Source organism: Flavobacterium sp. 20NA77.7 (assembly GCF_031326205.1).
GTDB classification, from domain to species: domain Bacteria; phylum Bacteroidota; class Bacteroidia; order Flavobacteriales; family Flavobacteriaceae; genus Flavobacterium; species Flavobacterium nakdongensis.
Window position 1 is genome coordinate 162291 of record NZ_CP133721.1, and the last position, 25766, is coordinate 188056.

Sequence of the window (25766 nt, forward strand, 5' to 3'; positions counted from 1 at the left end):
ATGAAACAACTATTTATCTTTTCTATGTTCTTAATTTCAAGTGTTTTAATGGCTCAAAATGCATATATAAACAATGAATATGATATAGAAATCAGAATGCCCGATATAAGAAATATGGCTAGTTTCTTTTATAGCGAATGGGAGTTAGATCCAGCAGATATGTCAAATAAATTAACGGATGTGGAAACATTAAAAAAGTCAAATAAGCAAACTAATATTCGTTATGACATCACTAAAAATAGATTAGAAGGTACTGTTGTTAAGGTGTATATAAATTCAAAAATTTATTCTGAGGCAACGTATAAAAATGGTCTTTTAGAGGGTAAAAAAACAATCTATCATGTAAATGGATCTACTTTTCAAGAGATGGATTTTAAAAATGGAAAAGCAAATGGTGTTTGTAATATTTATGATGACCAATATCATTTAGTTATTGAAACACACTACAAAGACAATATTAAAAATGGAATTCGCCGTTATACGTATCCAAATTACGACAAAAAAATACTGGAAGGGAATTATGTAAATGGAAATTTAGTGGGAAATTTAAAATTTTATGAAGGTAAAAATCTTTATATTTTACCTAATGATTTTAAAAAAGGCAACGTACAGCGTTTTGTAAATGATAAATTAGTTACCGAATACAGCATTATTAATACTAGAGAAATTCATGGAGATGCTAAAGTCTATAATTATGATACGGGAACTTTAAGTGTGAAAATTCCATATTATCTAGGTAAAAAACACGGATTTGTAGAGTTTTATAATGCAAAAGGAGAAATCACTTCAACATATGAATACCGATTTGGAAAAAAAATAGGCGAGCATAAAACATTTTCTAATGCTAAAAAACTACTTAAAGAAGAATACTATGACCAGCAAGGATTAAAAACCGGAACTTGGAAAAATTACAATGCGGGAGGAGAAATTGAACGCGAACAAAATTTTAAAAATGACAGTTTGAATGGCCAAGTTATAAATTATAAAAATGGGAAAATAACGAGTGTAACAACATATAAAAACAACAAAAGAAATGGTTATATTCTTTATAATAAAGACAATAATTTAAAATCTTCAGAAGCGATTTATGAAAATGAGGAATTGGTAAAAGAAACAGCATATTATGCTAATCAAGCCGTTTTTTATATTCATGAAAAAGATACAAATACGGGGCTTTATAGCATAAAATATTACGATAAAGCTGGAAAACTGTTGCATGAAAATAAATACAACACTAAAAAACTCCCAGTTGGAATTAATAAGTTTTATACCCTTAAAGATGATGAGCCTACCTCAACTAATGAAACACATTATGATGCAAATGGCAGAAAAATTAAATATATCTATAAAATGTATGGTGGAGGTGTCGTGGAAACGAATTATAGAAACGAAGTAATGCATGGTGTAAAAATTATTTTTGACGAAAAAACAAATACCGAAAAAAGAGAATATTATTACGAATCGCAAGGAAAGTCTAAACTAGTAACAAAGGAAGAGTTCGAAAGCCTTATAAAAGCAGAAAACAAATAGCTTTTTTTCAAACTTTCAACTTTGATATATAAAACGTAAATTCGCAACCGAATTTTTGTTTCAAGTTTAAGGTTTCAAGTTTTATATGACTTAATCACTTTTAACCTGAAACCTAGAACAAATGACTTGAGCTTGCGAAAGCATGAGGGCATTAAAAAATAATAAGAGCGACGAATGAAATACCACCACGAAAAAATCGAAGCCAAATGGCAACACTATTGGGCAGAAAACCAAACTTTTGCTGCATCTAATCAATCGGAAAAACCTAAATACTATGTATTAGACATGTTTCCATATCCATCGGGAGCGGGGTTGCACGTTGGGCATCCGTTAGGGTACATTGCATCAGATATTGTAGCGCGTTATAAAAGACACCAAGGTTTTAATGTGTTGCATCCGCAAGGGTATGATTCATTTGGGTTACCAGCTGAACAATATGCGATTCAAACAGGGCAACATCCTGAAAAAACTACGCGTGAAAATATTGCCCGTTACCGCGAACAATTAGATAAAATTGGGTTTTCGTTCGATTGGAGCAGAGAAGTTCGTACGTCAAATCCAGACTATTACAAACATACACAGTGGATTTTCATACAATTATTCGAATCTTGGTACAATAAAAACTCGGATAAAGCAGAAAGCATTTGCGCCTTAATGCAAGAATTTGAGAAAAACGGAAATACACAAGTTAATGCCGTTTGTGATGATAACATCACTTCGTTTTCTGCAGCCGAATGGAACGCTTTTTCATCTGAACAACAACAAAAAATCTTATTACAATACAGATTAACCTATTTAGCCGAAACCGAAGTAAACTGGTGTCCTGCTTTAGGGACCGTTTTAGCGAATGACGAAATCGTAAATGGCGTTTCAGAACGCGGCGGCCATCCAGTTGTTCGTAAGAAAATGACTCAATGGAGTATGCGAATTTCTGCATATGCGGAGCGATTATTACAAGGTTTAAATGATATCGATTGGAGTGAATCCATCAAAGAATCACAACGAAATTGGATTGGTAAATCAGTCGGAGCAATGGTTTCGTTTAAAGTCAAAAGTCAAAAGTCGGAAAGTCAAACACAATCTGAGTCTTTAGACTTTAGACCTTCGACCTTCGACCATATCAATGTGTTTACGACTCGCCCTGATACGATTTTCGGAGTAACATTTATGACATTAGCACCCGAACACGAATTGGTGGCACAAATTACTACTCCAGAACAAAAAGCAGCGGTGGAAGCTTATGTAGAAGCCACAGCAAAACGTTCAGAAAGAGAAAGAATGGCCGATGTAAAAACCATTTCAGGAGTATTTACAGGCGCATATGCCGAACATCCTTTCACAAAAGAACCTATTCCAATTTGGATTGGCGATTATGTCTTGGCGGGTTATGGAACAGGTGCTGTTATGGCGGTTCCTTGTGGCGATGAACGTGATTATGCTTTCGCGAATTTCTTCAAAGGAACACACGGAATGCCAGAAATAAAAAATATTTTCAACCAAGATATTTCAGAAGCGGCTTATGGTGAAAAAGGCGGATTCGAATTGGTAAATTCTGATTTCTTAAACGGATTAGATTACAAAAACGGAACGAAAAAAGCCATCGAAGCTTTAGAAAAAATAGGTGCAGGAAATGCTAAAGTAAATTACCGTTTACGCGATGCTGTTTTCTCTCGTCAACGTTATTGGGGCGAGCCTTTTCCAGTATATTATGTGAATGGTTTACCACAAATGATAGACAAAAAACACCTGCCAATTGTGTTGCCAGAAGTAGAAAAGTACTTACCCACAGAAGACGGGCAACCGCCATTAGGAAACGCAACTATTTGGGCTTGGGACGTTGAAAAGTCGGAAGTAGTGAGTTGTGAGTTGATAGATAACGTGAAAGTTTTTCCTTTAGAATTGAACACGATGCCAGGTTGGGCAGGTTCTTCTTGGTATTGGATGCGTTATATGGATGCGCAAAATGAAAACGATTTTGCAAGCGAAGAAGCATTAAACTATTGGCAAAATGTAGATTTATACATTGGTGGAAGCGAGCACGCAACCGGACATTTATTGTATTCTCGTTTTTGGAACAAATTCTTAAAAGATAGAGGTTTCGCCCCAACAGAAGAACCCTTCAAAAAACTAATTAATCAGGGAATGATTTTGGGAATGAGTGCGAAAGCATATATTTTAAAGATTAATATTATTTCCAAAAATGATGAAGAATATAAAAAAGAAGTTAATGATTTTGTAAATAATTATAAACAGTATTATATATCTGCAACTTATTCGGCATTATTAAAATCTGAAGATTATATCAAATTAAATCAATTAGGAAATGATTTAATAGAAAAGGTAATGAATATATTAATTAGAGACTTTTCCTTTAAAACAATTACTAAAGACGATATTTTATTAAAAATTGATAGTGAAAGTTCAATTAATATTGATTTGATATATGTTGAGGAAAATGGAAATTTAAGAACAATTGATTTTGAAAAGATAAAAAAATCAGAAGACTTAAGATATTCTAAATTAGAGGTTAACTCAATAATGGGAATGGATAATAAATTTCATTGCTTTTCAGAAGTAGAAAAAATGTCAAAATCAAAATACAACGTAGTCAATCCAGATGATATTTGTAATGAATACGGTGCCGATACGCTACGTTTGTATGAAATGTTTTTAGGGCCATTGGAACAAGCAAAACCTTGGAATACAGCAGGTATTACAGGGGTTTACGGTTTCTTGAAAAAATTATGGCGTTTGTATTTTGATGATAACGGTTTAGTTATTGTAAACGATGAACCAACAGCAGAAATGTATAAATCGTTACATAAAACTATCAAAAAAGTAACCGAAGACATTGAGAATTTCTCATTTAACACATCGGTTTCTCAATTTATGATTTGCGTGAATGAATTACAACAATTAAAATGCCATCACAGAGCCATTTTAGAACCATTAGCCCTTTTAGTTTCTCCTTACGCGCCTCATATCGCTGAAGAATTATGGAGTGCTTTAGGTTATGAAGGTTCTATTTCAAGGGTTTCTTTTCCAAAATTTGAAGAAAAGTATTTGGTAGAATCTGAAAAAGAATACCCAGTTTCATTCAATGGAAAAATGCGTTTCACGATTAAATTACCATTAGATTTAACCGCTGCTCAAATTGAAGAAATCGTAATGGAAGATGAGCGCACACAAGCACAATTACAAGGCAGAACGCCTAATAAAGTGATTATCGTTCCTGGTAAGATTATTAATTTGGTGGGGTAATTTCACCACAATTTTGTCTTTTCGACGTAAGGAAAAATCACAACCTTAAAAAAATCCCAAACCTAAAAGTTTGGGATTTTTTTGTAACATTTTTCATTTTTTACGTATAATAAATAAATATTAAAGTAATGAAACAACACGAAGTTCACATTTTGAAAAAGAGCACGGGTTTTGGAAGTACCAAAGATGAGTTAGCAAAACAAGTTGAGTTATTTCTTAATAAAAAATCGGCAGCAGGTTATGAAGTCATTAATGTGTCGTTTACTTATTTTGAGGCACAAGAATTGATTGCATTTGTTACCATTTGTAAATAAATGCCAACTTGTCATTTTAGGTTGAAAATTTAAAATGGCCTATAATTTGCTACTTTTTAAGTATAATTTTAAAAAAGACAACTATGTTTGATACAGGTTCTATGTTAATAGGTGTAGTAATGATGTTGATTAGTTGGTTGGTATCTAGTAGATTACAATCAAAATTCGATCATTATTCTAAGGTTTATTTGCGAAATGGCATGTCAGGTGCCGAAATCGCTGAAAAAATGCTTCACGATCATGGTATATATGATGTAAAAGTAATTTCGACACCTGGGCGATTAACAGATCATTACAATCCAATGGATAAAACAGTCAATCTATCAGAAGCCGTGTATGGTCAACGAAATGCTGCTGCTGCTGCCGTTGCCGCTCATGAAGTTGGACATGCCGTTCAACATGCACAAGCATACAGTATGTTAGAATTACGCTCTAAATTAGTGCCCGCGGTACAAATTTCTTCTAGTTTGGTGCAATGGGTTTTATTAGCTGGAATATTGATGATAAATACATTTCCTAATTTATTATTAATAGGAATTGTGCTGTTTTCTGTAACTACTTTATTTTCAATTATTACGTTACCAGTTGAATATGATGCAAGCAATAGAGCTTTAGCATGGTTAAAAAACAAGAACATGCTAGGGCAAGAAGAATATGCAGGAGCTGAAGATTCATTGAAATGGGCAGCAAGAACGTATTTAGTAGCAGCTATTGGTTCTATAGCAACGTTATTGTATTATGTAATGCGATATGTAGGTGCGAGTCGTGACTAGCAAGATAAAAAGTACGCTCAAGGTCAATCCTGAATTTGGGCGTACTCCTATTAAAGATACTAATTTTCTACATTTAAAGGGTTGTAGCCTAAATAAGGCACTTCCATTTCGTTGAAAATAACGCCATACGTTTCAAGTTCTTTCAAAACAGGTTCATATACTTCTTTACCAATAGGCAATTGTACCCCTGGAGTTGTAATTTCTCCCTTAAGGATTTTTAAAGTTGCAATAGCTACAGGAAGTCCTACTGTTTTTGACATGGCAGTATAAATTTGGTCATCACCTATGCAAACCATAGTAGCATCGATTTGCTTTTTCTCACCGTTTAATTCGTAACCAAATTTGTGATACATGACTATCATGTCTTTGTCATGTGGTTGTAACGTCCATTTTTCCGTTAATATTTTTTCTAATATTTGAGCAGGAGTAGCATTTTTTAAGCCTACTATTTTATCAGAACGGAATAAATCTAGTTCAACTAGTTTGTCCCATATGATATCGTCTTGGTCAATTTTTTGTGCATGTCTCAATTTAATTTCTACAGTATCAGTAGGATGATAAGGTAAAAAAGAATTGGTAAATTCTCTATACGTCATGTGTTCCGAATCTTCCATGGTATACGTGTCATCTGTCATGCCCAGTTGTACTAAAATATCCCAAGCTCTTGAGTAGCCCACTCGTCGTATGGTTCCTCGGTAACAAGTCAAGGCTTCATCTAAACCATATACACTTCTATATTTCAACGAATCTCTATTGGCATAGGCTTCAAATCTACCAAAACCATCTACTTCTAAAAACTCTGTTCTTCTAAATAATTTTGAATAAGGAATGTATTTATATTTTCCTTCTTGAATAAATTTTGCCGCGCCACCTTGACCTGCCAATACTACATTTCTTGGATTCCAAGAAAATTTATAATTCCATAAATTAGTATCGCTCTCAGGAGCTACTAATCCGCCACAGAATGATTCAAAAAGAATAATGTTGCCACCTTTAGCTCTAATTTCGTCTAATACTTTCATCGCACTCATGTGATCAATACCTGGGTCAAGCCCAATTTCATTCATTAAAATTAGATTATTAGCTTTAGCCTCTGCGTCTAGTTCTTGCATTGCTGCACTAATATAGGATGCTGTTACCATGTGTTTTTTAAAAAAAATGCAATCTTTAGCTACTTCAATGTGCAAGTGAGCGGGCAACATAGAAACAACAATATCTGCATGTTGAACAGCATTTCTTCTCGCTATTTCATCAAAAATATCTAACACAACAATCGCGGCATTAGGATGTCCATTTGCTTTTTTCTTAGCTAATTCTTCAGACAAATCGGCTATAGTAATATGTAGTTTTTCTGCGTCAGATTTGTCTAAAAGATATTTTATGAGTGAAGAAGCTGATCTTCCTGCTCCTATGATTAATATATTCTTCATTTACTCTATTTTTATTAGCTTGAAAATGTGTTTTGTGATTATTATAACACGAAGATAGTGAAATGTTATATTTATAAAAAACACTTCGAATAAAAATAGCAAAAAAAGAAATTTAAGTTCAGTATCTTTGTAATTAAATGGAGAAAAAATGGAGAAAAAGATAATATTGGTTGGATTGCTTTTAGGAGTAATAGCTATAGTATTAGGGGCTTTTGGCGCACATGCTTTAAAAAAAACACTAACGGCAGCACAGTTAGTCTCTTTTGAAACGGGTGTAAAATATCAAATGTATCATGCGCTATTCTTGGTTTTTGTTGCATCTACATCCTTTTTTAATACGAATGAAAAGACAATTGCTTTTTATTTGACTCTTTTTGGCATATTGTTTTTTTCAGGTTCAATTTATTTGTTGACAACGGCAAGCATTACAGGAATAAAAACAAAAATTCTAGGGCCAATTACGCCTATTGGAGGAATGTTACTCATTAGTGCTTGGGGCTATCTAATTTTCAGACTTTTAGCTAAAAAATAACTATTTTCAAGTTGAATCTGAAAATTAATTTATAATTTTGCACTTTTAAAACAACAACATAACTCATTTAATTATGGATACATACGCCCAATCTACGAAATCGATTTCGTTAGAAAAATATGGAATCAAAAATGTCAAAAAAATCGTTTACAATCCTTCCTACGATTTACTATATAATGAAGAACTTAGCACATCGCTTCAAGGTTATGAAAAAGGGCAACTTACAGAATTAGGAGCGGTAAATGTAATGACGGGTGAATTTACAGGTCGTTCTCCAAAAGATAAATATATAGTAAAAGATGCTGTTACAGAAAACACGATTTGGTGGAATTCTGATAAAGCAGCTAACGACAACAAGCCCATTTCACCAGAAACCTGGAATGCCTTGAAAGAAACTACTGTAACACAATTGTCTGAAAAGCGATTGTTTGTGGTAGATGCGTTTTGTGGTGCCAATGAAAATACGAGATTAAAAGTCCGTTTTATTATGGAAGTAGCTTGGCAGGCACATTTTGTAACCAATATGTTTATTCGTCCTACTGAAGATGAATTAGCAAACTTTGGAGAGCCAGATTTTGTTGTTATGAATGGCTCGAAAACCAGTTTTAAAGAATATGCAGCACATGGATTAAATTCTGAAGTATACGTAGCTTTTAATTTATCTGAAAAAATGCAATTGATTGGAGGAACTTGGTATGGTGGTGAAATGAAGAAAGGTTTGTTTTCTATGATGAATTACTACTTGCCTTTACAAGGAATTGCGTCTATGCATTGTTCGGCTAACAAAGGAAAAGACGGAGATGTGGCTGTGTTTTTTGGTTTGTCAGGGACAGGGAAAACAACCTTGTCAACGGATCCAAAACGTGAATTAATTGGAGATGATGAGCACGGATGGGACAATGATGGTGTATTTAATTTTGAAGGAGGTTGTTATGCAAAAACAATCGATTTAAGTGCTGAAAATGAGCCAGATATTTATGGCGCAATTAAAAAAGATGCACTTCTTGAAAATGTTACTGTAGATGCTAATGGAAAAATAGATTTTATAGACGGTTCAGTAACACAAAATACACGTGTTTCGTATCCTATTTATCATATTCACAACATTGTTAAACCTGTTTCAAAAGCAGGACATGCTACAAAAGTAATTTTCTTAACTGCAGATGCGTTTGGTGTGATGCCTCCTGTATCTAAATTAACTCCCGAACAAACAAAGTATTATTTCCTTTCAGGTTTTACAGCTAAATTAGCTGGAACAGAAAGAGGGGTTACACAACCTGAACCAACTTTTTCGGCGTGTTTTGGAAAAGCATTTTTATCCTTGCATCCCACAAAATATGGAGAAGAATTAGTTAAGAAGATGGAAGCACATCACGCAACGGCTTACATGGTTAACACAGGATGGAACGGAACAGGAAAACGTATTTCTATAAAAGATACACGTGCTATTATTGATGCCATTTTAGATGGTTCAATTGAAAAAGCAACTACTAAAGTAGTGCCAATTTTTAATTTTGAAGTTCCAACAGCGCTACATGATGTTAATTCAGCAATTTTAGACCCAAGAGACACGTATGCAGATGCAACCGAATGGGAAACGAAAGCAACAGATTTAGCCTCAAGATTCATTAAAAATTTCGTTCAATATACAGACAACGAAGAAGGAAAATCTTTAGTTGCAGCCGGACCACAATTGTAATTTAATGTACTACATAAAAAAGCCCAAAGTGAAAACTTTGGGCTTTTTCTTTTTGATGTATGTGTACTATTATTTTCCTTTATTTACTTCTGCAACATATTTTTCAAGAGCACCTGTCATTGATGGTGTACCTGGAGCTGGAGCCATAATGTCAATGCGAAGACCGTGATCTAAAGCTTCTTTTTTAGTTGTTTCTCCAAAAACAGCAATTCTTGTGTCGTTTTGTTTAAAATCTGGAAAATTCTTAAACAAAGATTTAATTCCTGTCGGACTAAAAAACGCTAAAATATCATAATAAACATCTTTTAAATCAGATAAATCACTCATTACGGTTCTGTAAAATATACCTTGTTTCCAATCTACTTTTAGGCCGTCTAATGTTTGAGGAACATCTGCATTTAATTGGTCCGTATTTGGTAATAAGAATTTTTCGTCTTTATATTTTTTAATTAAAGGTGTTAAATCTGCAAATTCTTTTGGCCCCACATAAATTTTACGTTTTCTATACACCACATATTTTTGAAGATAAAAAGCAATAGCTTCAGATTGACAAAAATATTTTAAGTCTTCAGGTACTTTATAGCGCATCTCTTCAGCTACTCTAAAGAAATGGTCTACCGAATTTTTACTTGTAAAAATAATAGCAGTAAAATTATTTAAATCTATTTTTTGTGCCCTAACCTCTTTTGCCGAAACGCCTTCCACGTGAATAAAAGGTCTAAAGTCAACTTTAACCTTCAATTTGTTTTGTAGTTCATAATAAGGGGAATTTTCCACCTTTGGCTCTGGTTGTGAAACCAAAATAGTTTTCACTTTTAAATTTGACATATCTAACAAATACTATTTTTTTGTTATCCAATAATACATGAAATAATATGGTGCTATTTCAAGGGTGCAAAGATACAAAATAAAATAAAATAATTTGCCTAAGATTAATTTTTGATAGGTCTTAATTAAAAAATAATACGTGATGAGGTTATATATGACAAAAACAGCCAAAATAATATAAAATGCAACTTGTAAAGGAGTGTGATTGTAGTATAAAATAATATTAACAGGTAATAATAGTAATCCAAAAAAAGCTCTATAATTTACTTTTACCAAATTAAATTGATCTACAAATCCTTCTGCATTTAATGTGTTCCCAATGATTTTTTCAATTAAGAATTTAGATAAAATAAAAACAAATAAAAAGGTAATAATTTGAATGAATGTAATGTAATTTGAAAGTTCTGAATACCCAAAATAGCTTAAAAGTAATAAGATGAAGAATGAAAATGAAATAAGTTGAATAACAAACATAGAAACCGTAAACCAGTTTAATAAATTACTGGTGTCTTTATAAATCTTGTGATATTTATCGGAAACACCAATTTTTATAAATTCATTAAAACGAACTTCAAACACCGTTTTGTTTGCGGCAATAATTACCAAAGCTAGTATAAACAACACAGTTGCCCAATCTTTGCTAATTAAAATTCGTTCGCTTAATAGTACTACATTCATAATGCAAATGTAGCAAAAAATAGTAGTACCAATAATTATAAAATTATTAAGATATTTAAAATAAAAATAGCTTAATTTTGTGCCACAAATAAAAGTATATGTCCGCAGGAATTGTAATTATCCCCACGTATAATGAAATTGAAAACATAGAACGCATTATCCATGCGGTGTTTCAGTTGCCCTCTACCTTTCATGTATTAATTGTAGATGACAATTCGCCAGATGGCACAGCTTCAAAAGTTAAAGAATTACAAAAACAGTATACGGACAAACTTTTTTTAGAAGTTAGAGAAAAGAAAGCAGGTTTAGGAACGGCTTATGTGCATGGTTTTAAATGGGCTTTGCAACATGATTATCCGTTTATTTATGAGATGGATGCCGATTTTTCACATAATCCAACTGATTTAGAAAAATTATACACTACTTGTCAAAATGGAGCTGATTTAGCCATTGGGTCAAGGTATTCACAAGGTGTAAATGTGGTCAATTGGCCCCTAAGTAGAGTATTGCTTTCTTATTTTGCTTCGGTATATGTGCGTTTGATAACAGGTATGAAAATTCATGACGCTACGGCTGGCTTTGTTTGTTACAAAAGACAAGTACTAGAAGTGATTGATTTAAATAAAATAAAATTTGTAGGCTACGCGTTTCAAATTGAAATGAAATACCGCGTTTTTGTCAAGAAATTTAAAATACAAGAAGTACCTATTATTTTTACAGACCGCACATTAGGCGAGTCTAAAATGAGTGGAGCTATTATAAGAGAAGCCGTGTTTGGCGTGTTACTATTACGCATAAAAAATATTTTTAAAAGTTTATAAAATCCCCATATGAGTACCTTTTTAATTAAAAATGCTAAGATTGTAAATGAAGGCAAAACCTTCGAAGGTGATGTATTAATTGAAGATGAACTAATTACTCAAATTGACACAAGCATTAGCGCAAAACCCAATTATACGGTTTTAGACGCAGAAGGGAGTTATTTATTGCCAGGTGCGATAGACGACCAAGTGCATTTTAGAGAACCTGGGTTAACACACAAAGGGACAATCGCTTCGGAAAGTAGAGCAGCCGTGGCAGGTGGAATTACTTCATTTATTGAGCAACCTAATACAGTTCCAAATGCTGTAACGCAAGAATTATTAGAAGACAAGTATCAAATAGCTGCGACATCTTCTTATGCAAATTATTCGTTTATGATGGGCGGGACTAACGATAATTTGGAAGAAATTCTCAAAACAAACCCTAGAAACGTTGCGGGCTTGAAGTTGTTTTTAGGCTCGTCAACAGGAAATATGTTGGTTGATGATCAAGAAACGTTAGAAAAAATATTTTCGTCAACAAAGCTTCTCATTGCGGTACATTGTGAAGACGAAGGTACAATTAAAGCTAATTTAGCCGCCTATACAGCAGAATTTGGCGAAGATATTCCTGTAACAAAACACCATTTAATTAGAAGCGAAGAAGCATGTTACTTATCTTCATCAAAAGCCATTGAATTAGCTAAAAAAACAGGTGCGCGTTTGCATGTTTTTCATTTGTCAACTGCAAAAGAAATGGAATTGTTTACCAATAAAATTCCGTTAGAAGAAAAACAAATTACGGCCGAAGTATGCATACATCATCTGTGGTTTACAGACGAAGATTATGCAACAAAAGGTAATTTTATTAAGTGGAATCCAGCGGTAAAAACAGCAAAAGACAAAGACGCTCTTTGGAAAGCATTGTTGAATGACACCATTGATGTCATTGCAACAGATCATGCACCACATACGTTGGAAGAAAAAAATCAAAAATACACAAAAGCACCTTCGGGAGGACCATTAGTGCAACATGCTTTAGTTGCATTATTTGAAGCGCATTATCAAGGGAAAATTTCGGTTGAAAAAATAGTAGAAAAATTTTGCCATAATCCAGCAAAAATTTTCAAAATAGAAAAAAGAGGTTTCATTCGAGAAGGCTATTATGCCGATTTAGTTTTGGTACAACCGCAACAACCTTGGACCGTTAAAAAAGAAAATATTTTATATAAATGTGGTTGGTCGCCATTTGAAGGAGTTAATTTTAAAGCACGTATTTCGCATACCTTTGTAAATGGCAAATTAGTGTATCAAAACGGAAAAGTTAAAGAAGTAGTAGCAGGTAAAAGATTGCTTTTTGATAGAGAGAAATAAATTGCGAATTATCAATTATGAATTATGAATTATCAATTATGAATAAAACAGTCTGGATAGTTAGCGTTATTTTATTGTTTTCATGCACAAGCAATCCTGTGTCAAAACCCAAAAATTTACTTGATGAAGACACCATGGTTGCTATCATGTATGATGTAGCCGTACTTCAAGCAGCATCAGCAAATGCACCAGACCAATTACACCAAAAAGGGATTGACGCCAAAAATTTTATTTATAAAAAATACAAAATTGATAGCGCTACCTATCATCAAAACAGCCGTTATTATGCAGGCGATGTAAAACACTACAAAAAAATGTATAAAAAAGTATTGGAACGTTTAGAGCAAACTCCAACTACAAAACAATGAATTACCGATGTTTTTCAGCTAATGCCGTTAGGTAGTGTTTCATTGGCAAAAAAGAAAACGAAAAAGTAGCTTGCAATTTCCCTGAATCCAAATAGCTTTTATCGTATAACGCTAAGGCTGTAGCATGTGTCAAGAGTCGTTTTTTGGCAAAAAAAGTTCCTAAAAACCAATCCACTTTCCATAGCAAACTCGTTAACCAAGGTTTTGCTTCTATAGTTGGCTTTTTAACCTGAAGCGCAGTAGCTAACGTATCAAAAAGTTCTTTGTAGGTCCAGTTTTCAGCTACCACAATAAAACGTTCGCCAGTACTATTGCTGTTCATTGCGGCCAACATACTTTTTACTACATCTTCCACCGCAACAATGCCTACAGTTCCTTGCGTATAAAAAGACATACCTTTTTTTATCTTAGAAAAAAATAAACTACTCCCCGAAGTATAAAACCCATCACCAAAAATAACTCCGGGATTGACTACCACTACGTTTAAACCTTCTTGTTGGCCTCGCCAAACTTCTAGTTCGGCACCATATTTCGTAATGGAGTAATCACTGTGAATGAGCTCCATATTTCGTTCAGTCTCCTCAGTAACACACCAGTTTGCAGTGTTGCCCGCGCCAAGCGTAGCAATAGAACTCACATGGCATAATTTTTCTACATCGTGAGCCAAACACAAATTTACCACATTTGCCGTGCCAATAATATTCGTTTGATACAACGCGCTTTCGTCTTTAGGGTCAAAAGAAATCAGTGCCGCACAATGATACACCTGCGTTACTCCTTGAAACGCTTCTTCTAGTTTAGGGATGTCTAAAATATCAGCTTCTACCCACTCTATTTTTTCAAAAGATGCCGTTAAGCCTTGCGTAGCAAACAAATTATAAACATGTTCTTTTTTAGCAGCATTGCGGTAAATGGCACGTACAGCTTTACCTTCTTTGGTCAACTCAAGAAGTAAATGAAACCCAACTAAACCCGTAGCGCCTGTAACTAAAATCATGTTGTAAAAGTACAGAAAAAATGCTAAATAATTTGTCAATGAATTAATTTGAAAATTTGGAAGTGTTTTTCCCATTACCCATTCCTCGTCACTTCGAGTAGCAAAGCGTATCGAGAAGCCAATCTAAAAGTAAAGAGTGAAAAGTTTAAATTACGATATAAAATTAACGAATTTTCAAATTTTCAAATTAATCCATTACCCTCCGTCACTTCGAGTAGCAAAGCGTATCGAGAAGCCATCACCCAAAACAACCACATCTTTATGCGTATTGTAAGTTTAGTACTAAAATATTAGGTTTGAAAAACAAATGAGTTAATCAAAAAAATGCGAATTTTTGATAGGTAATCGCAATTTTCGTATAGTAGTTATAAAATAAAGAAATTAGTTTTGAGCTATCTTAATAGATCAAGATACTCAAATTGTATAGAAAAAAGCGAAATAAAACGTTCGCCAATTATGCAAAAAGGTGATAGTAGTTTCGCATATATACAAGTTGGCGGTAATTTTATGAAAACCGAAATTTAAAAAATATAAATTATGATTGAAGAAGAAAATAATATTGAAAATTTAACAGAAGAAATAAACGATGATTATGTAAATGATGATTTATATAATATTAATTCTTGGGGTGCAGATTATTCATTTCGAGAATTAATCTCAATGTATGATGACGGTGATTTAGAAAAACCAGAATTACAAAGAAAATATGTTTGGGGTAAACCAGAAGCAAGTAGATTTATAGATTCTGTTCTTCTTGGGCTCCCAATTCCGAGTATATTTCTCGCAAAAACTCACGATAATAAGATGTTAATTATTGACGGTTACCAAAGGTTAATGACTATTTATGATTATATGAGAGGAATATGGTCAGGTGATAATAAAATATTTCGATTATCAAATATTCCTGAAAAAATAAATAATCGTTGGAGAAATAAAGCATTTACGGAGTTATCTGATACAGAACAAAGGAAAATTAAAACGACAACAATTCACGCAATAATTTTTGAACAGAAATCACCAATTGATGGTGACACAAGTTTGTATCAAATTTTTGAGAGAATTAATACAAGTGGAAGAACTTTAATGCCACAAGAAATTAGAAACTGTGTTTATCAGGGCAAATTTAACTCATTACTTTTTGAGTTAAACATTAATTTACAATGGAGACACTTATTTGGTAGTGAATTAGAAGACCCAAGAATGAGAGATTTAGAATTCATTTTAAGATATTTCAGTTTAAATACTGATTTTATAAGAAATTATCCAAAATCAAACATTTCGTTAAAAAAGTACTTAAATGAGTTTATGGGTAGCAAAATTAATAATACTGATGATGCAATAAGTCATTTTAGAAATGATTTTTCGCAAACAATTAACAGTGTTTACAATACTTTTGGAGATAATGCTTTTTATAATGTTCAATCTACAGATTTAACGACAATTAGAAAAAGATTTTATCCTACAATTTTTGATGCTATTATGATTTCTACATCAATTGCAATTAAACAAGGTGTTGATGTTTCAACTTCAAGTGAAAAAAGAAGATTAAATTTACTAAAAGACATAAATTTTAGAAAGTATATTTCTGAAGGAACTATGCAAACAGAACATATTAATGGAAGAATAAATCTTGCTTTAAACTATTTATACGATTTATAATATGAATAATTTAGTTGCAAAACAAAGCATTGACGATTGTAGTCTGGAAATGGAAGAGATTCAAAAAATTATTGATGTTTTTGGTCAATCACATTCTATTGTTCCATATTTAACAAATTATGCAATAGTAAAGTGTTGCGGAACTATAGAAAACACATTCAAAGCAATTTTATCTGACTTCCATAACACATTACCTATCCAAGCAAAAAATTACATAGAAACAACTTTTACAAACAGTTCTATGAATCCAAGTAAGGAAAACATCTGTAAAAGTTTAAAAAGATTTGATGAAAATTGGAATACTGAATTTAAACATAAACTTGATTTAGAGCCGAACAAATCGCAAATTGATAGTTCACTAAAATCATTAAATGATGCTAGAAATGAATTCGCACACGGAGGATATCCTAGAGTTTCATTTGGTAGTGTAAAAACATATTTTCACGATTCAAAAAAAATAATTGAAATAATAGACGATGTTGTTAAATAATAAAAACTGCTTACAACAGCAGTAATCGTTTAACAACACTTTCATTTTAAAGAATCAAAACATTAAAATAACAATCTTAAGGAAAAACAGAAAAGAATTATGAAAAAATACGCAATCTTAACTTATTGGGCAAAAGGTACGTCAAACGGAACAGCACCTGATGGTAATGGTCCAGCAAGATTAAACGAAGGTCTATATAATTCGTCGCATAAAATGAGTGACAATACTGTTGCAGATTTAATACGAAATGAAGAAGGGAAAGTTATTCAATTTATTTCTCAAGTTGATGCTCTAAATTATTGTATAAAGCTTGGTTGGAATTTGGAACAAACACTCTTTGAATCTCACGAAGGATTCAATTCAAGAGACCCATATAGTAGTTATATTTTTATTTTATCAAAACAAGAATAATTAAAAACGCCCACACTTTCATTACCAACAAAATCCCTTTGATTTGTGCGAAGTAACATTTCAAAAACTCAAATTTTAGCCCTATATTTGCATTTTAATGCATATACAAACTTACAATGAGCCACATTAAAATTGTTGATTTAGTAAACAACACTAAAACGTTGCAGGAAGTAACCGCTAAAGGGTGGGTGCGTACATTTAGAAATAACCAATTCATAGCGTTGAACGATGGTTCAACCATACAAAATATACAGTGTGTCGTAGATTTTGAAAACACACCAGAAGAAATTTTAAAACGCATCACTACAGGTGCCGCTGTTTGTGTAAAAGGGACGCTAGTAGAAAGTCAAGGTGCTGGGCAAAAAGTAGAAATACAAGTATCAAAAATTGAAATTCTAGGCGACTCAGATGCCGAGAAATTTCCGATGCAACCCAAACGTCATTCGCTGGAGTTTTTAAGAGAAAATGCCCATTTACGTGTGCGAACCAATACTTTTGCTGCTGTAATGCGTGTGCGTTCGGCATTATCATTTGCGGTGCATAGCTATTTTCAGCAAAAAGGTTTTTTCTATGTCAACACACCCATTATTACAGGTTCAGATGCAGAAGGAGCAGGCGAAATGTTTCAAGTAAGCGCCTTGCCTTTTGACAATACACCTCGTACCGAAGAGGGAAAAGTAAACTACAAAGAAGATTTTTTTGGCAAACAAACCAACTTAACCGTTTCAGGTCAGTTAGAAGCTGAAACCTATGCCATGGCATTGGGTCAGGTGTATACGTTTGGGCCGACATTTAGAGCGGAAAATTCAAACACCTCACGTCACTTAGCAGAATTTTGGATGATTGAGCCCGAAGTAGCTTTTAATGATTTAGACGCTAACATGGATTTGGCTGAAGATTTTATTAAGTATGTGGTTAACTATGCCGTGGATAATTGTACAGATGATTTGAAATTTTTAGAGGATAGATTAGCACAAGAAGAAAAACAAAAACCACAAGCCGAGCGTAGCGAAATAACCTTGCTTGAAAAATTAAATTTTATCTTAGAAAATAACTTTAAACGTGTTTCGTACACCGAAGCTATTGATATTCTTAAAAATAGCAAACCAAATAAAAACAAAAAATTCCAATACCTTATTGAGGAATGGGGTGCCGATTTACAAAGTGAGCACGAGCGTTTCTTAGTAGAAAAACATTTTAAATGTCCGGTAATTTTATTTGATTATCCAGCAAAAATAAAAGCATTTTATATGCGTTTAAATGAAGATGGAAAAACTGTACGTGCTATGGATATTTTATTCCCAGGCATCGGCGAAATCGTAGGAGGTTCACAAAGAGAAGAACGTTTAGACGTCTTGGTTGAAAAAATGAAGGCTCTAGGTATAGATGAAGAAGAATTATGGTGGTATTTAGACACAAGAAGATTTGGTTCGGCAGTTCACTCAGGTTTCGGATTAGGTTTTGAGCGTTTGGTATTGTTTGTTACAGGTATGACAAATATTAGAGACGTAATTCCATTCCCGAGAACACCACAAAACGCAGAATTCTAAAAAATAGTTGTTTCAAGTTTCAGGTTGTCTTTGTTAAGCAACTTGAAACCTGAAACAAAACAAAATTAGAATTTGAAAATTTAAAATTCAACTTAAAACCAGATAAAGGTAGAAGCTTGACTTTCGACTAGAAAAACTTTCGACTTTCGACTAGAAAAACTTGAAACAAAAATAATGTTAAAACACAGTTTACAGTTTAAATTATCTCAAAAATTATCTCCTCAACAAATACAGTTGATGAAGTTAATTCAATTGCCGCTACAAGCTTTTGAGCAACGCTTGCAAGAAGAGTTAGTTGAAAACCCAGCGCTTGAAGGCGGTATGGACGAGCAAGTAGATTCTTTTGATGAGTATGATAATACGGATGCTGATAACTATGACGACTATGATAACGACCATATCGATACAGGCGATATTAACATTGACGAGTATTTAAGCAATGATGAAACACCCGATTATAAATACCAAACCAATAATTATAGCGATGATGATGAAGATAAATCCTTACCCATTGCTGCGCAAATCAGTTTTCATCAAGATTTAGTAAACCAACTCAATACGTTTATCTTGTCTGATGAAGACAGAGAAATCGCCGAATTTTTAGTGGGAAGTATTGAAGATTCGGGATACATTAGAAGAAGCATTCAAGACATCGTTGATGATATGGCGTTTACTCAAGGAATTTATACGGATGAAAAAGCAGTGGAACGCGTACTTCAAATTGTACAACAGCTCGAACCTTCTGGTGTAGGGGCAAGAGATTTGCAAGAATGTTTACTGATTCAATTGAAGCATAAAACACCAACCGATTCCATTCAATTAGCAGCGCTAATTATAGAAAAACAATTTGAAGCATTTACCAAAAAGCATTATGACAAATTGCTTCAAAAATTTGATATTTCAAAAGACCAATTAAAAAAAGCCATTGACGAAATAGAAAAGCTAAATCCAAAACCAGGAGGAAGTTTTGACAGCAGTAGTAGAACGGTTGAGCATATTGTCCCAGATTTTACTATAAAAGTAGTAGATGGCAAATTAGAGTTGTATTTGAATGCTAGAAACGCTCCTGAATTGCATGTTTCAAAGGAATATCAAGACATGCTTCAAACGTATAAAGATACTGGAGATAAATCAGCTTCGCAGAAAGATGCGGTACAGTTTATTAAGCAAAAATTGGATTCGGCAAAATGGTTCATTGATGCCATTAAACAACGTCAGGAAACCTTATTGGTTACCATGAATGCCATCATGCATTTTCAATATGATTATTTTTTAGATGGTGAAGAAGCCCGTTTGAAACCCATGATTTTGAAAGATATCGCAGATAAAGTGGGCTTAGATATTTCAACAGTTTCTCGTGTAGCAAATAGTAAATACGTAGATACGCCGTATGGCACAAAATTGATTAAAGAATTCTTTAGTGAGGCCATGAAAAACGATCAAGGCGAAGATGTATCTACAATCGAAATTAAAAAAATTCTTGAAACAGTTATTGCTGAAGAAGATAAAAGCAAACCACTTCCCGATGAAGATTTGGCACAAATTTTAAAAGAAAAAGGATATCCTATTGCCAGACGTACCATAGCCAAGTATAGAGAACAGTTAGATATTCCCGTGGCACGTTTACGAAAAAAAATATAGCAATTGTTACAGCCGAAACATTTTTTAGTACCCTTTTCCTATGTTTTTCACCCTATTTTTAGTTCTATATATGGGGCACTTTTCTTTTTTCTTTTCACAAGTACTTTTTCGCATACGCTTGCTTTTTATGTGACCTTTCTACAAATTTGTGTTTATATGGTAGTTTTACCGCTATTGTTTTATGCTATTTTACGAACAACAAAAGCCATACATTCTTTTACCGAAGCCAGTTTACAAGAACGAAAAAAGCCAATTTTTATACAATTGGTATTGTTTTATGCCTTAGTTAATTTTGGCATTGTAAAACAAACATTCCCTGAACTCCATTTGTTTTTTATAGGTGGTTTTGTGAGTACGTTTTTAGTACTGGCGGTAACAACATTTGGGTATAAAGCAAGTCTTCACATGATAGGAATTGCTTCATTGTTTCAGTTTGTACTTATGTTTTCTAGTTATTTTAATCTTGATACTACGTACACGGTAGCGTTTCTTATGATTTGCATGGGCTGTGTCGCTTCGTCTAGATTATATCTAAAATCGCACACACCTCTTGAATTAATTGTAGGAATGCTAATTGGAATCGTGCCCCAATATTTAGTTTGGTTTTACAGAATATAAAACTGAAAACCAAGATTAAACGAATTCATTTTTAGGGGTTCGTCTACAAGGGTTGCATTTTTAAATATTGGTTTTAGCGCATAGTAAGCGTAAATATTAATGGTATTGTATCCCATTGTAATATAGGGCCCTACGATAACTTTATTCAAATCGGGATTGTTTTTAAAGGTATATTTTTCAGTAAAAGTATCAAAAGAAGACTTACTGCCTACTAAATAACTTATTTTAAAACCGGTATAAATGCGCCAAAATTTATGTGATTCGGGTGTTGAATTTCGCCATCTCACTTCAAGAGGCAATTCTAGATAATGCAATACTAATTTATTATTTGTATTTTCTCCAATATATGAATAATAGGTAGCGTCTAAAGCGTCAAAATATTCTATTTGTATGTTTTGTTTTAAATTATTATACGAATAGCCTAGTCCAGTAGCAATTGCCCACGTTCTTTTTTTGTTTAGCGGCATATCTCTTAAAAAGCCAAAAGTGATACCAGAGGAAAAACCATTTTGAGCAAAATCGGAAGGGGTATTTTTGACTAAATTATAACTCAAAGAAGCATAAAATTGATCTTCTCTGTATAGCGAATCTATGACAGAAACTGTTTTTTCTACTGGAGTTTGTTGTGCCAATAGAAATAAAGGAAAAAGTAAAAAGAAATGAATTTTCTTCATGATTATACTTATTTTGCAGAGAGGAAGGGATTCGAACCCTCGATGCCCTTTTGGAGCATACACACTTTCCAGGCGTGCGCCTTCGACCACTCGGCCACCTCTCTAGTTAATTTCGCTTATTTCGCCTCTTAATGAGGTTTCAAAAACGGTTTTAAATTCTTGTTTTTCAATATTTTGACCCAACAAATACATTAATTTTGTAATAGCTGCTTCTGTGGTAATATCTCCCCCTGAAATCAACCCGAGTTCTTTTAATTTGGTACTCGTTTCATAAGTTCCCATAATAACACTTCCTCCACTGCATTGGGTAACATTCACAATATATAACCCTTTGTCAATCGCCTGCTTCAATTCGTTGATAAACCAATCGTGTAAAGGTGCATTTCCTGCGCCATAGGTTTCTAATACCACACCTCGTAAATCAGGTATTTGCAATACAGAACGCACAACGTGTTGATTAATACCTGGGAAAAGTTTTAAAATAAACACATGATCATCAAAGGATTTATTGACTTTTAAAGGTAAGGATTTTTCACCAACAAACAACGCTTCTTGATTGACTTTTAAATGCACCCCTGATTCTGCTAATTCTGGAAAATTAGGTGAGGTAAAAGCATTAAAATGTTCGGCGCTAATTTTGGTTGTTCGGTTGCCTCTATATAATTTATATTCAAAATATAAACACACTTCTTTGATGATGGGTTTCCCATTTTCTTGCAACGATGCAACTTGAATAGCTGTTATTAAGTTTTCTTTTGCATCGGTGCGTAAATCGCCTATAGGGAGTTGAGAGCCTGTAAATACAACGGGTTTTTCTAGATTTTCTAGCATAAAACTCAACGCAGAGGCACTGTAAGACATCGTATCTGAACCATGAAGTATGACAAATCCATCATATTTTGTATACTGGGAGGCAATTATTTCGGCCATTTTTTCCCAATCTTCAATTTGCATAGTTGAAGAATCAATAGGATGTTCAAATGAAACGGTTTCAATACTACAATCTAGTAATTTTAATTCAGGAATACCTTTTACTAATTGGTTAAAATCAAAAGCTTTCAACGCACCCGTGTCAGCATCTTTCACCATTCCGATGGTGCCGCCTGTGTAAATTAACAATATGGCTGGTTTTTGCTTAGACAGGTTCAATGGTAGTATATTTTAATTTATTGATAACCGGATTGGCATACATAGCTAAAAAACTCTCTTTTTGTTTAGCATCATCTGCATTGATTCGCAGTTCTAAACGACGCTCAAACAATTGTTTTTCTTTTTCCGTGTATTTTGAGCTATAGATTGAGGTAGCATGCAACAAATCATAGGCAATAAAATTGGTAGGCCAAAGTTTGTAGGATTGCAAGATAGAATCGTCAATTACTTGTGCTAGGGCTTGTATTTGCTTGTTGGCATTATCTGTCGCTGCTTTTATAGTGTCAATTTCATGATTAAGGCAATCGCCCACATGAATGTGAATGCGTTTTTTTTGTCCAATAATACCACTTAATAGCGTAATAAAATCTTCGTTTTTTTCCTTAATATAAATTTGATCGTTTGCTTCTGCCATGAGTTGAGGCATTTTCAAAGCGTCTGTGGGATCATATTCATAGGAAATAGAAACAGGAATCAACTTAATTTTTTTGAAAAAATCCATCGTATTTGCTTCGTCAGAAGCCATTGCTATCATTTTTAAAACACCTTGGTGTGTAGCGTCATTGCCGTCTTTGGTTCTTCCTTCTCGCTGCGCAATCCATACCGAACGATTTTCACGAGAAATTAAATGATACATATATTCGGCAAGTAATTTTGAACTTTGTAATAACTCACGAGGCGGTAAATTACGTTGCACTAAAAAATTCCTATTTAATTTAGATAATTTAAGTAGAAAATCCTTTTTTACTAAATTATCTCCAATAGCCGACGCAGTCATTACCAAACCATGATCAAATAAACACACATTTAATAAGGAAGTGTCTAATATAATATCACGGTGATTAGAAATAAAAAAATAAGCAGTATTTGGCTCTAGTTTTTCAAATCCAGAAGTTGTTAATCCATCAGAGGTTGTTTCAATGATTTTTTTAACCGCCTGATACGCAAAATTGATTTGAAAATCTCTAATGGAGTGTGTACGAAGCAGTTGCTCTTTCCAAATAGATTCCTCTACATCTGGATAAGCAAATTGCATCATCGCTTTCATCATTGGATGCTGTATGGCTTCGCGTAAAGCACCATTTACTTCAGCATCATAATAAGGACGTATTTTATCAAATTTGGACATGCTCTATTTTCTACATTACAAAAAAACAAAAAAAAAGGGAAATAGCAATTATTTTCTGCTAAAATCCGAACACTTCTTTTGAATTTTCTGTAGTGATGCGAGCAATTTCTTCTACAGGAAGTTGATATAGAGTAGCTAATTTTTCGGCAATTAGAGTAATATAACTGCTTTCATTTCTTTTTCCTCTGTGCGGGACTGGGGCTAAATAGGGAGCGTCTGTTTCTAATACAATATGTTCTAACGGAATTTCGTGTAAAAACTGATCTATTTTGCCGTTTTTAAAAGTGGCTACACCGCCAATTCCTAATTTCATACCACAAGCTATAGCACGCAAAGCCTGATTTTTATCTCCCGTAAAACAATGAAAAATTCCAACTAAATCAGGGCCTTTTTCTTGTTCCAATATTTCAAAAATTTCATCAAAAGCGTCTCTGCAATGGATATTTATGGGTAACTTGTATTTTTTGGCCAATTGAATTTGGTGTTGAAATACCAATTGTTGTTCTTTTAAATAGGTTTTATCCCAATACAAATCAATGCCAATTTCGCCAATGGCTGCAAATGTTCGAGCAGCGAGTTCTTTTTCAACATGTGCTAATTCTTCTTGATAATTTTCTTTTACATAGCAAGGATGCAATCCCATCATTAAAAAAACATGTTGAGGATATTGGTTTTCCAAGGCATACATGTGCGAGGTATAACTACTGTCAATGGAAGGCACAAATAGTCTGCTGACGCCTTGGCGAATAGCGCGTGAAATCATTTCGTCTCTATCGTCATTAAATTCTTCTGAATATAAGTGCGTATGTGTGTCTGTAAATTGCATACTATCGTTTATTCAATTAATAAATTACAGCCTCTAATGTCGCTGTTGTCAAATCTGCCTAATACCTCAAAGGTTTGATTGGTATATTTTTTTCCAAGGTCTTGTGTGGCAATAAAGGAACACGAATTTAGGTTTGCTAAATCAATCACATTAATTCCTCCCGTTTTTCCATATCCTTCATAACTTAATGCGTCTTCAGTGTCTCGTATCAAAACGTCCATCCACAGGGGGCATTCAAAAATACCATTTCCTAGTGAATAGGCTTGTGAAAGGAGTTCCGTCATGCCATATTCTGAATGGATGCACTGCACGCCAAATCCTTCACATAGTTTTTGGTGTAATTCTTCTCTAATTAATTCTTTGCGTTTTCCTTTCATGCCTCCTGTCTCCATTACGATTAAAGATTTTCCTATTTCATGAAGAGGGAATGAATGCAATGTTGCATATTCAATTAAGTCCAATAGAGCATAGCTAACTCCAATAAGAATAACATTTTGTCCTTCTTTATTTAGTTTTTCAATTTTTTGTAAAAGGTCATTATAATTATTCAAATAAAATCCTGAATCTTCATGGTTGCTACTTTGAATTAAATCTTCAACCATATAAATTAAAGATGAGCCCTCTCGTTCTAAATAAGAAGGCAAAAGTGCTAATACACAATAATTTTCAATAGTTCCATAAAAGTTTGAAAAACCTAAGCGATAACTCATTTCATACCAACTCACATCTGTTACTAAATGTTTGCTAGGTTGCATGCCTGTTGTGCCGCTGCTCGTAAAAATCTGTTGTACGGGCGCGTTTGAACTTAATATGGTATGACTTTTAAAAAATTGTATCGGTAAAAAAGGGATATCTAGTACGCGTTTTACATGCGCAGGTGTTTTTTTTAAATGAGTACAAAAAGAATGGTACACTAAATTGTTTTCGTATTGGTAACGAAAAATTTTCAGTGTCATTTTTTCAAATTCTTTTTTTGAAGCAATAGAAAAGATATCTTCTTGTGTAATCAAGGTGTTTAATTTTATGCAAAAATAA

At 33.4% G+C, this 25766-nt stretch carries 24 protein-coding genes and 1 tRNA gene; 15 read left to right on the top strand and 10 right to left on the bottom strand.

Annotation, left to right across the window (positions count from 1 at the left end; all coding sequences use genetic code 11):
• The 4 genes from RF683_RS00630 (at position 1) to RF683_RS00645 (ending at position 5878) form a co-directional block, all read left to right on the top strand.
• Positions 1–1530 (top strand): toxin-antitoxin system YwqK family antitoxin, encoded by a 1530-nt coding sequence (locus RF683_RS00630; RefSeq protein WP_309532309.1) that lies wholly within the window; start codon positions 1–3, stop codon positions 1528–1530.
• 174 nt (positions 1531–1704) lie between these two features.
• Complete coding sequence (locus tag RF683_RS00635; protein WP_309532310.1) at positions 1705–4791, top strand: leucine--tRNA ligase; 3087 nt, start codon at positions 1705–1707, stop codon at positions 4789–4791.
• Between the two features lie 128 nt (positions 4792–4919).
• A complete protein-coding gene (locus tag RF683_RS00640) occupies positions 4920–5105 on the top strand; it encodes a hypothetical protein (RefSeq protein ID WP_309532311.1) in 186 nt (61 codons plus the stop codon).
• A gap of 83 nt (positions 5106–5188) precedes the next feature.
• Complete coding sequence (locus tag RF683_RS00645; RefSeq protein ID WP_309532312.1) at positions 5189–5878, top strand: zinc metallopeptidase; 690 nt, start codon at positions 5189–5191, stop codon at positions 5876–5878.
• A 59-nt stretch (positions 5879–5937) separates the two neighbouring features.
• Here the strand turns inward: RF683_RS00645 and RF683_RS00650 are convergent, their stop codons facing one another.
• Positions 5938–7308, bottom strand: a complete 1371-nt coding sequence (locus tag RF683_RS00650; protein WP_309532313.1) for a saccharopine dehydrogenase family protein — start codon at positions 7306–7308, stop codon at positions 5938–5940.
• A gap of 148 nt (positions 7309–7456) precedes the next feature.
• Between RF683_RS00650 and RF683_RS00655 the strand changes: the two genes are divergently transcribed.
• Together RF683_RS00655 and pckA are read left to right on the top strand one after the other, a co-directional pair.
• Positions 7457–7840, top strand: coding sequence for a DUF423 domain-containing protein (locus tag RF683_RS00655; RefSeq protein WP_309532314.1), 384 nt, complete (start codon positions 7457–7459; stop codon positions 7838–7840).
• Between the two features lie 73 nt (positions 7841–7913).
• A complete protein-coding gene (gene pckA / locus RF683_RS00660) occupies positions 7914–9539 on the top strand; it encodes a phosphoenolpyruvate carboxykinase (ATP) (protein ID WP_309532315.1) in 1626 nt (541 codons plus the stop codon).
• A gap of 69 nt (positions 9540–9608) precedes the next feature.
• Here pckA and RF683_RS00665 read toward each other — a convergent pair whose 3' ends face one another.
• Together RF683_RS00665 and RF683_RS00670 are read right to left on the bottom strand one after the other, a co-directional pair.
• Positions 9609–10367 carry a uroporphyrinogen-III synthase gene (locus RF683_RS00665; RefSeq protein ID WP_309532316.1) on the bottom strand — a complete coding sequence of 253 codons (759 nt, stop codon included), beginning with the start codon at positions 10365–10367 and terminating at the stop codon, positions 9609–9611.
• Positions 10368–10379: 12 nt separating this feature from the next.
• On the bottom strand, positions 10380–11045 hold the full coding sequence (locus tag RF683_RS00670; RefSeq protein WP_309532317.1) for a DUF4271 domain-containing protein: 666 nt from the start codon (positions 11043–11045) through the stop codon (positions 10380–10382).
• 98 nt (positions 11046–11143) lie between these two features.
• Between RF683_RS00670 and RF683_RS00675 the strand changes: the two genes are divergently transcribed.
• Genes RF683_RS00675 through RF683_RS00685 form a run of 3 tightly spaced genes read left to right on the top strand, consistent with a single transcriptional unit; the run spans position 11144 to position 13587 of the window.
• Positions 11144–11866 (top strand): polyprenol monophosphomannose synthase, encoded by a 723-nt coding sequence (locus tag RF683_RS00675; protein WP_309532318.1) that lies wholly within the window; start codon positions 11144–11146, stop codon positions 11864–11866.
• A 9-nt stretch (positions 11867–11875) separates the two neighbouring features.
• A complete protein-coding gene (locus RF683_RS00680; protein ID WP_309532319.1) occupies positions 11876–13219 on the top strand; it encodes a dihydroorotase in 1344 nt (447 codons plus the stop codon).
• A gap of 38 nt (positions 13220–13257) precedes the next feature.
• Positions 13258–13587 (top strand): DUF4296 domain-containing protein, encoded by a 330-nt coding sequence (locus RF683_RS00685; protein WP_309532320.1) that lies wholly within the window; start codon positions 13258–13260, stop codon positions 13585–13587.
• Between the two features lies 1 nt (position 13588).
• Here RF683_RS00685 and RF683_RS00690 read toward each other — a convergent pair whose 3' ends face one another.
• Positions 13589–14584, bottom strand: a complete 996-nt coding sequence (locus RF683_RS00690; protein WP_309532321.1) for an NAD-dependent epimerase/dehydratase family protein — start codon at positions 14582–14584, stop codon at positions 13589–13591.
• A gap of 537 nt (positions 14585–15121) precedes the next feature.
• Here RF683_RS00690 and RF683_RS00695 point away from each other — a divergent pair.
• From RF683_RS00695 to RF683_RS00720, 6 genes are all read left to right on the top strand, one after another.
• Positions 15122–16243, top strand: a complete 1122-nt coding sequence (locus RF683_RS00695; RefSeq protein WP_309532322.1) for a DUF262 domain-containing protein — start codon at positions 15122–15124, stop codon at positions 16241–16243.
• 1 nt (position 16244) lies between these two features.
• Positions 16245–16733, top strand: a complete 489-nt coding sequence (locus RF683_RS00700) for a HEPN domain-containing protein (RefSeq protein WP_309532323.1) — start codon at positions 16245–16247, stop codon at positions 16731–16733.
• A 99-nt stretch (positions 16734–16832) separates the two neighbouring features.
• The gene (locus tag RF683_RS00705) at positions 16833–17144 is read left to right on the top strand and encodes a hypothetical protein (protein ID WP_309532324.1); all 312 of its coding nucleotides are present in this window, start codon (positions 16833–16835) and stop codon (positions 17142–17144) included.
• A gap of 116 nt (positions 17145–17260) precedes the next feature.
• The gene (gene asnS / locus RF683_RS00710; RefSeq protein WP_309532325.1) at positions 17261–18694 is read left to right on the top strand and encodes an asparagine--tRNA ligase; all 1434 of its coding nucleotides are present in this window, start codon (positions 17261–17263) and stop codon (positions 18692–18694) included.
• Positions 18695–18868: 174 nt separating this feature from the next.
• Entirely contained in the window at positions 18869–20335 is a 1467-nt protein-coding gene (rpoN, locus tag RF683_RS00715; RefSeq protein ID WP_309532326.1) for an RNA polymerase factor sigma-54, read from the top strand.
• Between the two features lie 156 nt (positions 20336–20491).
• A complete protein-coding gene (locus tag RF683_RS00720) occupies positions 20492–20953 on the top strand; it encodes a hypothetical protein (RefSeq protein ID WP_309532327.1) in 462 nt (153 codons plus the stop codon).
• Here RF683_RS00720 and RF683_RS00725 read toward each other — a convergent pair.
• The 6 genes from RF683_RS00725 to RF683_RS00750 all read right to left on the bottom strand — a co-directional run bounded on the left by RF683_RS00725 (position 20941) and on the right by RF683_RS00750 (position 25741).
• Positions 20941–21627, bottom strand: coding sequence for a porin family protein (locus RF683_RS00725; protein WP_309532328.1), 687 nt, complete (start codon positions 21625–21627; stop codon positions 20941–20943). The two genes, RF683_RS00720 and RF683_RS00725, sit on opposite strands and share 13 nt — an antisense overlap.
• Positions 21628–21643: 16 nt before the next feature.
• A tRNA-Ser gene (locus tag RF683_RS00730) sits at positions 21644–21731 on the bottom strand.
• Positions 21730–22716 (bottom strand): asparaginase, encoded by a 987-nt coding sequence (locus tag RF683_RS00735; protein ID WP_309533175.1) that lies wholly within the window; start codon positions 22714–22716, stop codon positions 21730–21732. The genes RF683_RS00730 and RF683_RS00735 overlap by 2 nt, the downstream gene beginning before the upstream one ends.
• 46 nt (positions 22717–22762) lie before the next feature.
• The gene (locus RF683_RS00740) at positions 22763–23905 is read right to left on the bottom strand and encodes a 1-acyl-sn-glycerol-3-phosphate acyltransferase (RefSeq protein WP_309532329.1); all 1143 of its coding nucleotides are present in this window, start codon (positions 23903–23905) and stop codon (positions 22763–22765) included.
• A 58-nt stretch (positions 23906–23963) separates the two neighbouring features.
• Positions 23964–24731 (bottom strand): TatD family hydrolase, encoded by a 768-nt coding sequence (locus tag RF683_RS00745; RefSeq protein ID WP_309532330.1) that lies wholly within the window; start codon positions 24729–24731, stop codon positions 23964–23966.
• An 8-nt stretch (positions 24732–24739) separates the two neighbouring features.
• Positions 24740–25741, bottom strand: coding sequence for a LuxE/PaaK family acyltransferase (locus RF683_RS00750; protein WP_309532331.1), 1002 nt, complete (start codon positions 25739–25741; stop codon positions 24740–24742).
• Between the last annotated feature and the right edge of the window lie 25 nt (positions 25742–25766).